The 1,910-nt window shown below is 34.3% G+C and carries 2 protein-coding genes; both read right to left on the reverse strand.

What is annotated here, in order from left to right; genetic code table 11:
• Nucleotides 1-38: 38 nt before the first annotated feature.
• Nucleotides 39-1,322 carry an EF-P 5-aminopentanol modification-associated protein YfmH gene (gene yfmH, locus FQ182_RS29505; RefSeq protein WP_000170193.1) on the reverse strand — a complete coding sequence of 428 codons (1,284 nt, stop codon included), beginning with the start codon at nucleotides 1,320-1,322 and terminating at the stop codon, nucleotides 39-41.
• On the reverse strand, nucleotides 1,319-1,910 hold a 592-nt coding region (locus tag FQ182_RS29510), incomplete at its 5' end, for a pitrilysin family protein (RefSeq protein WP_149494084.1). The genes yfmH and FQ182_RS29510, both read right to left, overlap by 4 nt.

The raw sequence follows: 1,910 nt of genomic DNA on the forward strand, positions 1-1,910 counted from the left end.
TGTCATCCCTTCTTTCTAGTGTCTATTATAATAGGTTACTACGATGGGAATATTGTAAAATCAACTATGTCACCATCATCTATTAAATGATGTCCAGCATCAAGGACATCCTCTAAAGTAATTTCCTGTAAAATTTTCGGCAAATCAAAAATTGTCTCACCATTTTCAAAAGCATCATATTGCGTTGCAATAAATTCAAGAGAGTTCATGCTACTGAAAAATTCGCCAAACATCTCTCTTTTGATAATATCTAAATGTTCCTCTGTAATATCTAAATCCTTTGTAAAATTACGAATAGCCTTCCTAAATTGATGAGACAAAGCAACTGGCTCTTTCGTATCCATTGTCAACATGACAAAATGAAAGCGACTTGTTACTTCAACTTCCAGAGATAAGGATGCATCAATTTTACCTGATTCATAACATTTTTGAAAACGATCCGAAGTCCAACCAAACATCATTGCAAACAATAATTTTAATAAAATATGATGTCGATAGCAATCCGCTTCAGAAACTTCTCGCTTACCTCTAACTCCAATCGCTAGTTTGGGAGAAGATACTTCCATTCTCATACTATCTGTTGGCTTTACAGGCTGTAAAAACAACTTTTCTCTTGCTACTTCCTGAAAATCTGAATCTTTCAGTTCTTTGCTTTCAAAATAGTCCTGTACTCGCTCCACATCAAAATTACCAACTAAAAACAGAGACATGTTTACAGGTTTGTAAAACTTTGTAAAATTTTCTTGCAAATTAGTTAGATTGATTTGGGAAATGGACTCCTCACTTCCAACTATATCAGTTGCTAAAGGTGTACCAGGATACAAATTCGCTAAAGTTGAAAAGAATAAACACGAATCTGGATCATCTTGGTACATTTCTCGTTCTTGCTGAATAATATCCTGCTCTGTCAGAATGGAAGCTTCAGTAAAGTGTGCTGATGTTACCAATTCATCAAGTAAATATAAATTTTCTAAAAAATAATCCGTTGCTGAAAAAAGATAGTTTGTTTTTGTAAAGCTTGTAAAGGCATTACTATCTGCACCTAGACTCGTAAAAGCCGACATCAAATCACTAGAATCTTCTCTCTCAAATAATTTATGTTCAAGAAAATGAGCAATTCCTCCAGGATATTGTTTTACATCTCCGTCAACTTCTGTGACAAACGTATCTACCGAACCAAACTGTACAGTGACACTCCCGTAAACCTCTTTAAATTCCTTTTTAGGCAAAAGAGCAACTGTCAATCCGTTGGCCAAACGAGTTCGATAAACCTTTTCTTTTACAGCTGGATAGTATTTTTCTTCAAAAACAACCTTTGTCATTCTATTCCTTCCATAAAGTAAATCGCTTGTAGTTTCACATTATTAGCTACTCTACAAATAGCATCTTTGTCAATTTGTTCAAGCTTTGCAATCCAACTTTTAAAGTCTGCTGAAGATTTTCCAAATAAGGCATTTTGATAAGTACGTTCAATCAATGAAGATTGATTATCTTGAGAAAGTAACAACGACCAACGAATCATTTCCTTGGTCTGATTTAACTCAAACTCTGTAAAATAACCTTTTTTTAAATCAAGCAGTTGATTATTCATCATTTTACGAGCCTGGTTACGATTTTCTCGATTGATACCAGCATACATCCTCAAGAATCCACTAAATAAATCAAGCTCACTTGAAATGGTATAAGCTAATCCAGCATTTTCACGGACATTTGTAAAGAGCTTAGAGTGAGCAAATCCACCAAGTAAACCATTCATTACAATCATGGGTAAATGTTGCTCATCACCATATTTAGAACGGTAATGATAACCTAATTCCAAAATAGATTGTCCCACATTTTTCCGAACCATACCTTCCTGAAGGATATTAGAATAAGGTTGACAATACTGAACCTTCACATCTCCTTTTCGA

The organism is Pseudomonas sp. ANT_H4 (assembly GCF_008369295.1).
Lineage (GTDB): Bacteria > Pseudomonadota > Gammaproteobacteria > Pseudomonadales > Pseudomonadaceae > Aquipseudomonas.